Genomic DNA, 11410 nt, shown 5'->3' with positions numbered 1-11410 from the left:
TAACCTGAAGGTCGCAGGTTCAAATCCTGCTCCCGCAACCAATACTTCAAGTCAGATATCAAACACTTAGCGCCCCAAGGGGCGCTTTCTGCGTTCAGGGCCAACCCAATCATCGCTGCCAGGACACCCTCCAGTTCGATCTGGACGCCATCCCGTTCATGTTTGATCGTAACACGTTCAATCAGGCCCCGGATAATCTCCAAGGCCCCGGTGCGGATCGACGGATCCGATAGCGCCTGTGCCAGATCTGCGACCTTGGAGCGATAAAGTTCCGACAGATTTGGGTGCAGTCGCACCGGTGAAGGCTTTGGTCCGGAGAGCTTGGCATCCAGATTGGCGATCTGCGCTTCGAGTTCTTCGAGCCGCGTTTGAAGGCCGGGGGTACGAATGCCCTCCGCGATTGCATCATAGAACCCATTCAATTTGCGTACGGTTTTGTCCCGCTCGGATTGTAGACGGGTCCGGGCTTCCTCTACTGTGCCTGCTTCTGCGTTGGCGGCCTCGCTGAAGGATTTGATAAAAGCGGCAACTGCGTCGGGCTGCATCAGGCGACGACGAAGCAAATCCAGAACGGCGTCTTCCAGAACGTTGCGGCGAATGGATTGCTTATGGGAACAAGTACCGAGTTTGCGAGCGGCAGAGCAGGCGAGGTAGTCGCGCCCGACAGTGGCGAGTGGCCCTCCGCAGGTGCCGCAGAATGCAAGACCTGTCAGAAGGTGCTTCTTGCGACGCTTCTCCCAAAACTTGGTTTCCTTGATGGCTTTGACACGGGGATCAGCCTCGATCTCGCCTTGCCGCTGCTTGACCGCCTCCCAAAGTTCATCCCCGACGATCCGCAACTCAGGGACCTTCGCGATGATCCATTTGGACGGATCGTTGAGACGGGAAACACGTCTGCCGGTCTTTGGGTCCTTGATGTAGCGCAGCCGGTTCCAAACCAGGCGGCCGATATAAAGCTCATTGTTGAGAAGGCCCGTCCCACGCACTCGGTGCCCTCGAATGGCGGTGTCACGCCATAACTTGCCACGGGGACCGGGGACACCCTCGGCGTTCAGGCGGCGCGCAATGGCTTTTGGGGAGAGTCCTTCGGTGAAGTCATGTAATACCCGCCGGATAATCTCAGCTTCCGCCGCGTTGATCATTCGTTCTCCCGTGACGGGTTGGCCATCGGACCCAAGACGCCGGACGACGTCATAGCCGTAGCTGTTTCCGCCGCCGGAGCGCCCAAGCTCGACCCTTCCGCGCAGGCCACGCCGCGTTTTGTCGGCCAGGTCTTTTAGGAACAGTTGGTTCATGGTGCCCTTGAGACCTACGCGCAGTTCGCTGATCTCACCTTCGGCCAGTGTCACGATGCCAACACCTGCAAAGTTCAGACGTTTGAAATTCGCGGCGATGTCTGCCTGATCCCGGCTCAACCGGTCCAGCGCTTCCGCCAAAATCAGATCAACCCGTCCTTCCTGAGTGGCATGGAACAGCTCTTGTAGACCGGGGCGCAACATGGAGGCGCCGGAGACCGCACGATCAGAATAGGCGTCAACAACAGTCCAACCTTCCCGCTCAGCACGTTCCCGGCACAGTCGCATTTGGTCATCGATGGATGCGTCTCTCTGCATTTGGCTGGAGAAACGGGCATAGATTGCAACTCGGGTCATCGCCGGACCTTTCTCTTCTGGTTGATCAAAGCCGCGTAGTCGCGGCCCGCTTCAATTGTCTGGGCGTGGATGTAGTGGCGCTCAGCCGTTCGGAAGCTCGCATGAGCCAATATTGGTCGGATCAGCTTCGCGTGTTCCGGAGAGGAGCGCGCCAATGTCGTTGCGGCGGCATCCCGGAAGAAATGCGGTGGGATGCGGCGCCCCGTCAGCTTAAGCGTTTGATCAGCAATTCGGGGGCCTAGCGCGTCTTCCTTCAAAGGAGTGCCAGACCGGCCAACCCACAGGACATTGTGATGTTGTTGGCCACGCTCCATAAAAAAAGGACGGGCTTCGTTGACATAACGGCGTAAGAGCGGCTCAACGCTCTGGGAAACATCAGCTTCCCAGGGATGCCCTGACTTTGTGAGATCCCCGGGGAGCGCGACAGTCATAGTATCGGGCCTGATGTGCAGGGATACGCCGATCCGAAGGCCCGCGAAGGCGCGTCGCCGCATCGGCATCAGGGCCAACATCGCTATCATGGTACCATCCCGCAGGCACATCATACGGCGTAGCGGTGTTGGCGCCGCTTCTGCATGACCCGCCGCCAGAATCAGACCTGCACGGAATAGAACCTCGCTGGACAACACACGCCCAAGTTTGCGATCCCGATCACCTCGACCCGCGGCGCGCTTCAATCCCGCTTTCAACTTCCGCTGAGCGGACCAGTCCTGTGTCGGGTCAGCTGCAGAGAGGATACGCAACACGCCTTCAATGAACATCAACCGGGTCATCGGCCGGGTGTGTGACAGGTTCCGAAGCCAAGCGGAAAGGCGCGGCAGGGTCCCGCGTCGAGCCGGAGGCAGTGTGATCGCCTCCGCATCGCTGGTAATCAGCCATTGCAGCTATCGCGCATAGTGAAGTTCCAGCGTCTTCAACGAGGTCGCGCGCAGATGTGAGAGCGCGCCGCAATCGTCGAGTGGTCCACCTTCCGTCTGAAGGTTGAGCCACATATCCCGGTCTTGCACGGGCCAATCAGACAGAGGCAGAACAAGGCTCATCAGCGACGCCCTTTCTTAGCTTCTATCAGGTCAGCAAAGGCGCGTGTTGCCGAACGTGCCTCAAGACCGGAATACATGTTGATGGTGTGGCTGACCTCCGAATGTCCGAGCAACCGGCGCGCAACCTCGTAGCCGCCGGGATTGGCGTCGAGCCAGTTCATCACCGCGAAATGCCGAAACAGGTGGGCATTCATCTCCAACCCCGTTTCTTTCCGGATCCGTTTGGAGATGCGCGCAGACAGAACGCCGGGATCAACCGAATGCTGACCATCCCTCCGGGGAAACAGCCAAGGCGTTCCCGCAGGGCAGAGCTCCGGGCAGCGAAATTTGAGATGCACGTCGATCATGCGCAATACATCACGCGGAATCTCGAACTCGACAGGTCGCTCATTTTTGGTCTCGCCGTCTTCCAGAACCAGGTAGGCTCGGCCATCACCGGGACGGTGCAGGTGGCGTTCCAGGTGGATGCCAGCCAGGTTTTTCACGCGAACCGGGCAGACCAGCAAGATGGCGATGGCGAGCGCATCTTCGCGTGCCAGAGCCCAGCCATACGGCTTGGACGTGCCGCGTGGTCGCGCGAATATCCGTTCGGGCAGGAGCAGCAGACGCTGCTGATGCCGATCCTCCTGCAACACCCGCAGCCTGCTTCGGTTTTTGGGAGTCATGCCATTCTGAGGTTTGACGGCCAGGCGCGCGGCAAGCCCCGACAGCGCGTCCCGGGTGTCATCGGGTGCATTGAGTATCCGGGCCAAGTTGCGAAGCAGCGCGGCGATCTCGCTGATCATCTTTGTGGTCTGGTTGTTGGTGCGCGATAACATCTGGCGCAAACCCCGTTCAGCCATCACCGGGTTGATCAGGACGTCCAAACCACCAATGTGGCTAATTGGGAGGCCAGAATGAACCAGTTCGGAGGCAAACCGAACCAACTGTCTTTGGTATTGGGACAGGGTCGCGGGTCGGAGTGCCCTGTTCTGACCGTCATCTGCCAAGGGGTCTGGATTGCACAGACGATGTATCAGCTTTGCAAGAGCGGTTTGGAAGGGCGCTGGAAACGCGGTCACCGGAAAAGTGATGACCTTCCGGCGCGATTCCAGAGCCAAAGTGACGTTGGGCCATTGTGAAATACGTCGAACCGCCAGGTTCCAGCCGTTGACCGCAGCCCGATATGCGACATCCGGTGATTTGCTGATCTCGTTATGCGCAAGGGCTTCTCGATAGGCCGTGGCATGCTCTTTGCGCACAATGGCGGGTTTGACGCCCTGCCGGTTCAGAAAATGCACGAAGCGGCAGAGCGCGGGTTGTAATGTCTTGTCGCCGGACGCCAGTACATTCACCCAGAGCGCTTGCCAATCGGGAGACAGATCATCGATCCGGTTGAAGCGCCGTTCCACCAGCCCGAAATGCGCGAGGGCGGCACGCGTATCACTGACCGCGTTTTGCCAACTCTTCGGTGCAAGACCAAGCGCAGCCGGAGTGACTTTGGACAGACGGGGCTGCAACCAGCGGCTATCGCAGGGCACATCCTCTGGCGGCAGCCCAAGGGCTTTGGCCACGCGGCGCAGACCGGAGATCATGTCGCGGCAGCGTCCGTCCGACAGAGATCTCTCGGAGCGCAGTTGGTCGATGACTTCGGCAAACATCGGTGTGTCGGCTTTGACGAAGGCCAATGTCAATGGAACGGGGCTCTGGCTAGTCATCGGGATTGCGTTCCTTTGGACATGTCAGTCTCGGGTGGACGGGTGTGGACAGGGGGTCCGATTCGGGAAAAGCGTAGCACAGAAAGTCCGCAACTTACGGGCAGGCCCTCTTCCCGAAAACCACTTAAATCTTTGACGTAAACGGACATTATTGGTCGCGATTGCCTACCAGCACTGTGCCTGCCGGTAGGCGGCATGTGCTGCCGGATCAATGCGGATGAGGCGTCCGCCGGGGCCGACCCGAATAACCTCAAGCAGGCCTGCTGCAATCGCACGGCGCACTGTCTTCTCGGAGCAATTGTCCAGCTCAGCGACGTCTTTCACCGTCAGAAGCTTGCGGGGTCAGCTCTTCTTGGAAGTGATCTGTGGCATCCTGATGCGCCTCCTTTTGGTCAGAGGCGTTCCGACCCAGTTCCCGTACTGCCTGGGCAGCTAGCAATCGGACCAACTGGTCAATCGCTGTCTCAACCTGCTTGTGTGCGTGGTCGTCAGAAGGGGGAATGGCAGGAACGCGTGTCATGCCATGACCATGACAACGCAGGCGGGCTCCTTCTAAGTGTATTGATTGGCCAATTCCGGCGGGGCCCAACGCTCCTTGTCTTCGCGCTCAAGCCTGTCGCGAAAATCGTCAATATCCACGCGGATCGTCTCACCGCTCAGGATTCGCTCCGGTTCGGTTATGATCTTCACGGCAGCCTGGATAAAGTTTACGAGCGGGCCTTGCCGTTGTCCTCCGGGGCGACCGTCTGAATATGTCGTGTAGGTCAGGGGGCGACCGGCATCTTTCCAGAAATAGCAGCAACTCTCGACGATGTACTGACGGCGTTTGTCGCGCGAGAACCGCTTGTCTCGTGGCGACATCTCTGCAACCGCGCCGGGTGTCTCGATGATGCGTCGAATGTCATCCACCACGTCCTGAGAAAGCGTTTTTGCGGTCTCAAGCTTTTGGAGGAATTGCGGCAAAAGTTCTGCGTCTTCCGGGAGCGACGCGAAATAGGTCGAAAGCGTGCCCAATGCGTTCCGGAGTTCTTGGGGACCAATGGCGTCCCGCTTGGCTTCCCGCAATAGCTTTTTGAGGTATTTTTGACCTCGTTCAATCGCCTGTGAACGACTGACCTCGGTCAGATTGATCGCGATGTCGTCATCGTTGTTGAGGCAGTCACCGAGAATTACGGATAGGTCGCGCACGAGCGTTGTCGGGAGGTCAAACTGTTCGCTCAAGCTCTCGATCATGTCCTCGGAAAGCGCGCCGCGTTCCCCATAGCTTCCGAGTTTCCAGGACATCGAGCATTTGATTCCATCCATATGCGGAAAGACCGAATAGTCACCTTCAATATCTGCAACGTCTTGGTTGCCCTTCAGATCGCTGTCCGCGTTAGCGCTCATGTTGTTCTCCGTTTGCCACATTCTAGGGTCTGGCCGCAGGTCCAAAAGCTTACGTGCATCAAGGCAGTACCGATTGCTGAGGAAGCTTGCCGGTTGAAGCAAGTCGACCCCTCCAAAAGTTGCACATAAACAATAGAACAGGAAGGGAACAGCTTGTGCTCCAGCTAATGCTTGATCGTCCAAGGCGGTTTTAACGCTATTTCGGTAGCAGACTGCACACCGCACTGTAGTGGATACATGGCCTGCCGAGTGACCGGTCGCTTTGCAGTTAGAATGGTTCTCAGCCATCAGCGACGTTTCATTTTGCATTCGCCTCCCACGGTGGGAAATCCGGCCCTTTGCGGCCCTTCTCCCCGCTTGCAGTCTCCGCAGTGCGGCGTCGCCGGACCTGCCATTCGCTGCGGCCGCACATTCTCAAGAACGGCAAATGCCGGCAGAGCGGACGAAGCGCAGGTCTGGGAAATTCGAAATTTTTTGGCAGACTTCGGGACGCCTTGGGTTTCCAGAAAATCCATCGTGTATATGCGAATGTGATCAGCGGCAACGACTCAAGTGTTTGTGTTTCGGTTTCCCCGGAAGCTCTTTGGTGAAGAGCCGGTCCACTCCCTGAACGCACGGCGAAAGCTTCTCGGCTCTTTGTATCCCAGCATTTCGGCGATCCGTTCGACCGGAATGTCCGATTTCTGAAGCATTTCGCGCGCCTGCTCCTCGATGAGCATAGAGCGGATTGTCCTGTATGCCGTCCCTTCCGCCCTAAGGGCCCTCTGAAGTGACCTGGGGCCGATCGCAAGATGGGCCGCAACTTTGCTCTCGGAAAGCACACTTGTCGGAAGATGAGCGCGCATGATTTGCAAAACCGCGCCTTCAATGGACTGAACCGGCTCAACCCCCATGAGCGCACCCAGGTCCCCCAATGTAATAGTCTTCCGAGACTGCAAGGGGTGCGGGTTTCGCGTGTCAAGGTCGCAAAGCCGAAGCGCGACGGACGGTGACTGGGCTCCCGTCCTAACAGGTGCGCCGAACAGATCTGCAAGCTTTGACTTGTCGTCACCATTGCCATCGGGAAGTTCAAACCAATCGGGCTGCCAGTCCGTGCCGAGGAAATGCCTGGCCACCTTGGAAATAACGAACAGCGCCCCTTCGTCGAGGTGTCGGTGGCCGACGACCGAGAAGCCTTTCGAGTCTCGTCCGACGACAACGTGCGTGTCAGTCTGTCGGATCACGATTTCAGAGCCAGGATGCGTCAGCGACAGCGCGCGTCGCCCGCGGTCAAGCGCAGATCGCAGATCCGGTGCGCCCAGCACGTAGTTCGCATAAGCTCCGTAAGCCAAGTAGTCGAAGGCCCAGCCAACCCTGGCACCCAGATGGCGATCGCTTATCATGCGGGCGACGGACTCCAGAATGACGGCCTCAGCAGCGTAGGAAACAAACCCGGTTCCTTCTGACAGCATCTTACGGTCGAGACCAGCCGTTCGGAGCGCACTCTCGACGACGTGTTTCGGGACGAAGCTGTCAAGAATGTCCACGACGTGCGCCAGTTCGATGATGTTGACCAACTTCTGTCTCATAGCGTCTCTTTGTCACAAAATGACCGGTCGCACTATGATAAAACGCCAGGAAAACGAAGACTTGAGGGGCGACTCATGAAAGGTAAACAGTTGGCAAACCGCATATTTTTGTTTCTTGCATTCCTGGCCGCGATCGTCTCTGGTCCCGCTCATGCCCAAAACTTCGACACCACAGTGGACCAACTTGCCGACAGCAGGGAAATCCCAGTCACGGTAGACAACTTTATCCGTGCCGCGACAGATATCGAGTTCGGCAAATATGTTGCCCTCGCTGGAGGGGTAAACAAGTTCTACCACTTCCGCGAAATGATGCCCGTCCATGCTCAGACCACCATCAGCGCGAACCGGGACACTCTCTATAGCGCCGCGATCATCAATATCAGCAAGGGCGCGACGGTCACCCTTCCGGATGTCGGCGACCGCTACATGTCGGCGATGGTCATCAACCAGGACCACTACCTGAACAAGGTCTTGCACGGTGGCGGCGCCTATACACTCGATATGGACACGTTTGACACGCCATATGTCGCCGTCTATCTGCGCGTCCTGCTGGATGCGACCGATTCCGCGGACCTGGCCGCCGTGCACGCAATCCAGGACCAGATGTCGATCGACGCTGCCTCGTCCAAACCTTTCATCGTCCCGCCCTATGATGAAGAGGGCTATTTAGGGCTCGTAAGGGCCGCCGTCGGTGTCGGCGCCTACCTTCCGGACAGTTTCCACATGTTCGGCAAGAAGGAGGATGTCGATCCAGTGCGGCATTTCATTGGGACGGCCGGTGGCTGGGGTGGGTTGCCCGAGGATGAGGCACTTTATCTCGGAATCTCGCCGAACCTGCCGGTCGGGAAATACAAGATCGAAGTGCCGGCCGACGTGCCCGTCAAGGATTTCTGGTCGGTCAGCCTCTATGATGCAAACCGTTATTTCGCGCCGAACGCGATGGACGCCTATGTCATCAACTCCGTCAGCGGGACGTACAATGAGGACGGCTCGATGACCGTGCATCTGGGCGGCTGCGAGGACGGGCGCGTGAATTGCCTGCCGCTTGTCGAGGGGTGGCAATACACCGTGCGGCTCTATCGTGCAGCGCCGGAAGTGCTGGATGGAAGCTGGGTCTTCCCGGGTGTCGAGCCCGCGAACTGACAGAAAGGACAGAAAATGAAACACCTTCTCCTTGCCGCTGCCCTCTACGCACCCGCACCAGTTCTCGCCGAAGATATCACGATCCGGAACCTCATGCGCGCCGAGAGCGATACGATGTTCCGGCTCACTATGAAGAACAACGGAACAGGTGTCGGCGAGATCGCCCATGAGCGCGAGGTAACCTCCGCCGACAAGCCGCAGCCGGTCATCCGGCCCAACCAGGACACCTTGTATTCGTCCGCCCTCATCGATCTGTCCCAGCCGGTGACGGTGACGCTGCCGGAGGGCGACGGACGGTTCCAGTCGGTGCTGGTGATCAGCCAGGACCACTACAACTTTGCCTATGCCGAACCCGGTGCATACGAGCTGACCGAGGACGAGGTCGGGACCCGCTTCGCGATGCTCCTGTTCCGCACCTTCATCGACGCGGGCGATCCCGACGATACGGCGCGCGCCCATGCGGTGCAGGACGGAATTCGCCTCGAAGGCGGCGGAACCGGCCCCTTCGAGGCTCCGAACTGGGATCTTGACGCCCTTGCCGCTGCGCGGAAGGCGGTCAGTGACCTCGCCGCTGCCGTCGGCCTTGATGCCAGCATCGCCTTTGGCCGCCGCGACGAGGTGGACCCGCTGGGCCATCTGATCGGGATGGCGGGCTGGGCGGGGCAGCCGGCCACGACGGCCAGCGCCTTTGTCGACGCCGTCGATAGGAATGACGGCGCGACCCCCCATGCCGTGACGCTGCAAGACGTGCCGGTGGACGCGTTCTGGTCGATCACCGTCTACGACGCTGACGGCTTCCTCGCGCCCAACGATTTGGGGCGGAACAGCTATAACAACACCTCGGCCACCCCGAATGAGGATGGTTCCTTCACCATCCATTTCGGTGGCTGCGAGGATGACCGGATCAACTGCATCCCTCTTACGCCGGGCTGGAACTACACGGTCCGGCTCTACCAGCCACGCGCCGAAATCCTCGATGGCAGCTGGACCTTCCCGGATGTCCTGCCCCTAAACTGATGACGCGACGGCCCGCGCACCGCGTGGGCCGATCGACGAGAGGAAGGAGCCTTCGATGTTGAAAAAGCCACCTGTCCAAACGGCCAGTTGCGCCGTCTTCCTGGCGTTTTCCTTGGCGAACGGTGCATTAGCCGAGGATAAGCCGCGCCTCATCCTCCAGATCACTGTGGATCAGCTGCGGGGCGACCTGCCTTTCCGCCACTACGACCAATTTGGCTCGGGCGGATTCCGCTATCTGATGGATCAGGGCGTCTACTACGACAACGCCCACCACGCCCACGCCAATACCGAAACCGTCGTCGGCCATACCACGCTGGCCACCGGCGCGCATCCGTCGGCCCATGGCATGGTAGGCAACCTCTGGTACGACCGCGCCACGGGGCGCACTATCTACAATGTCGAGGACGCCGACTATCCACTCCTCACTCGGGGCGCGGACGTGAACCCCGACACCGAGGTCGACCCCACCCAGCTTGCCGCCAGTTCCGATGGCCGTTCGCCCCGCGCCATCCTGACCACCACCTTTTCCGACGAGCTGTCCATCGCCACCCAGGGCCGCGCCAAGGTCTTTGGCGTCTCGGTCAAGGATCGTGGTGCCGTCTCGATGGCGGGCCACACCGGCAAGGCGTTCTGGTTCTCCAAATCCGCCGGGGAATTCGTCACCTCCAGCTATTATTACGACAGCTACCCGGATTGGGTGACCGATTGGAACGCTAAGGATTTCCTGCAAAACTATCTCGGCACCTCGTGGCAGCTGACCCATCCCATCGATAGCTATCTTTTTGGCGATCGCGACGATCAGGATTGGGAAACTGATCTTGCCGGGTTCGGGCGCACCTTCCCGCACCCCTATTCGACCGTCGATCCGCTCTCGTGGAAGAACGATCCCTATTTCCCCACGCTGCTCACCTTCAGCCCTGCCGGGGACGAGATCACCGCCGATTTCGCCAAGACCCTGATCACAGCCGAGGGCCTGGGGCAGGATGATGTCACCGATTACCTCTCCGTCAGCTTCTCGGCGACCGATTACATTGGCCACGGCTTCGGCCCCTCCAGCCTCGAGGCCGAGGAAAACCTGCTCCGGCTCGACCGCACCCTGACCGATCTCTTCGCCTTTATCGACGCCGAGATCGGGCTCGAGAACACCCTGATCGCGCTGTCCGCCGATCACGGCACGCCCGAGGCGCCGGGATACCTGGCCGAGCTGGGAGAGATGGGCGGCTACGTCAACCCCGAGCACTGGGCGACCCAGCCCGCCGCCGATCGCATCCGCGCGCGCTTTGGCCTTAGCGATCCGCTGATAGCGGGCTATGACCACCCCTACCTCACCCTCTCGGAAGAGGTGCACAGTCGCGACGACATCGACCTTGTCGCGCTGGAAACCGCCATCGCCGAAGAACTGTCGACCTTCGAAGGTATCGCCTTCGCTGTGCCTTCGTCCCGCATTCGTACGGGCGCCCTGCCCGACAATGCGCTGATGCGCGCCGTGGCCAACAACTACAACCCCGACCGCTCGGGCGACATCTATCTGGTGGCCAGCCCCGGCTGGTTCATCAACGATTTCGACGGTCTCTCGGTCACAGTCACCCACGGCTCGCCCTGGCGTTATGACACCCACGTGCCCATAGCTTTTGCCGGTTTCAGCCTCGCGCCACAGCGGGTCTCGCGTCGAGTGCATACAGTCGATCTGGCGCTGACGCTTGCCGCGGTCGCAGATACGCGCCCACCCGACGGCGGCGCAGGAGAAGTGTTGGGGGAAGTCGTCGGGTACTAGGCGCCTCGCGGTAATGCAAAGCGGAGACAGTAACTGGGTCGGATTGAATGTCCGCTTCCAGCTTTTCGCGCTGACAGGTTCGCGGTAGCAGAGATGGACCGCTTTCCGGTTTTAAAGCGGGCAAAGGCGATGC

10 protein-coding genes are annotated in these 11410 nt (G+C 59.5%); 3 read left to right on the top strand and 7 right to left on the bottom strand.

Going from position 1 to position 11410, the window contains the following annotated elements:
• From ACR0DS_RS18755 to ACR0DS_RS18725, 7 genes are all read right to left on the bottom strand, one after another.
• On the bottom strand, positions 1-1652 hold a 1652-nt coding region (locus ACR0DS_RS18755; RefSeq protein WP_480616887.1), incomplete at its 3' end, for a recombinase family protein.
• Complete coding sequence (locus tag ACR0DS_RS18750) at positions 1649-2425, bottom strand: tyrosine-type recombinase/integrase (RefSeq protein WP_480547425.1); 777 nt, start codon at positions 2423-2425, stop codon at positions 1649-1651. The genes ACR0DS_RS18750 and ACR0DS_RS18755, both read right to left, overlap by 4 nt.
• 111 nt (positions 2426-2536) lie before the next feature.
• Positions 2537-2692: a hypothetical protein gene (locus tag ACR0DS_RS18745; RefSeq protein ID WP_480547423.1), complete on the bottom strand. Its 156-nt coding sequence runs from the start codon at positions 2690-2692 to the stop codon at positions 2537-2539.
• Positions 2692-4389, bottom strand: coding sequence for a tyrosine-type recombinase/integrase (locus ACR0DS_RS18740; RefSeq protein ID WP_480560620.1), 1698 nt, complete (start codon positions 4387-4389; stop codon positions 2692-2694). Before ACR0DS_RS18740 ends, ACR0DS_RS18745 begins: the two co-directional genes overlap by 1 nt.
• A 165-nt stretch (positions 4390-4554) precedes the next feature.
• Positions 4555-4713: a helix-turn-helix domain-containing protein gene (locus ACR0DS_RS18735; protein WP_480560618.1), complete on the bottom strand. Its 159-nt coding sequence runs from the start codon at positions 4711-4713 to the stop codon at positions 4555-4557.
• A gap of 228 nt (positions 4714-4941) precedes the next feature.
• Positions 4942-5775 (bottom strand): hypothetical protein, encoded by an 834-nt coding sequence (locus ACR0DS_RS18730; protein ID WP_480560616.1) that lies wholly within the window; start codon positions 5773-5775, stop codon positions 4942-4944.
• Positions 5776-6323: 548 nt separating this feature from the next.
• Entirely contained in the window at positions 6324-7331 is a 1008-nt protein-coding gene (locus ACR0DS_RS18725) for a helix-turn-helix transcriptional regulator (protein ID WP_480488905.1), read from the bottom strand.
• A gap of 87 nt (positions 7332-7418) precedes the next feature.
• On the opposite strand from ACR0DS_RS18725, the gene ACR0DS_RS18720 reads away from it, so the two are divergent.
• From ACR0DS_RS18720 to ACR0DS_RS18710, 3 genes are read left to right on the top strand one after another with little or no spacing between them, the layout of a single operon-like run.
• Positions 7419-8486: a DUF1214 domain-containing protein gene (locus ACR0DS_RS18720; protein WP_480484744.1), complete on the top strand. Its 1068-nt coding sequence runs from the start codon at positions 7419-7421 to the stop codon at positions 8484-8486.
• Positions 8487-8501: 15 nt separating this feature from the next.
• Positions 8502-9503: a DUF1214 domain-containing protein gene (locus tag ACR0DS_RS18715; RefSeq protein WP_480560614.1), complete on the top strand. Its 1002-nt coding sequence runs from the start codon at positions 8502-8504 to the stop codon at positions 9501-9503.
• 55 nt (positions 9504-9558) lie between these two features.
• On the top strand, positions 9559-11277 hold the full coding sequence (locus tag ACR0DS_RS18710) for an alkaline phosphatase family protein (RefSeq protein WP_480484742.1): 1719 nt from the start codon (positions 9559-9561) through the stop codon (positions 11275-11277).
• The last annotated feature ends 133 nt before the right edge of the window (positions 11278-11410 follow it).

The sequence above is a fragment of the Ruegeria sp. AF5 genome (assembly GCF_056541905.1).
The sequence above is the reverse complement of the archived record's forward strand: the minus strand, read 5'-3'. Positions and strand labels throughout refer to the sequence as shown.